The sequence below is a fragment of the Psychrobacter sp. GW64-MNA-CIBAN-0177 genome (genome assembly GCF_040309585.1).
Lineage (GTDB): Bacteria > Pseudomonadota > Gammaproteobacteria > Pseudomonadales > Moraxellaceae > Psychrobacter > Psychrobacter okhotskensis.
The window spans coordinates 1-280 of sequence record NZ_JBEOOY010000166.1; the positions used below are offsets into that span (position 1 = coordinate 1).

1 protein-coding gene is annotated in these 280 nt (G+C 36.8%); it reads left to right on the top strand.

All coding sequences use genetic code 11. From position 1 onward, the window contains the following. A partial coding sequence (locus AAEY79_RS14620; protein WP_352289037.1) for a hypothetical protein occupies positions 1–280 on the top strand: 280 nt, incomplete at both ends.

A 280-nucleotide genomic window follows, 5' to 3' on the forward strand; every position in this document is an offset into this window, starting at 1 on the left:
CTATCAACCAATAACACTATTACTCAAACTCATGCTCTTTACTTAGAATACAAAGCTATTGAAACAGCAAAACAGGCAGCCCGCTACGAGTTATTAAATGGTAATAATGGCTCATTACCTCACACGCCTGCCCCGCTCAAAGCAGATTGTGAAGAATTATTTCATACATTAAGTATTTTATTATCAACGATGGGGCAACCCATATTTGAAACCTTAAATATTAATGAGCATAAAATTTACCGTGCTGAATTGGCGTCTATTGTTAACACTGCCAATCAGG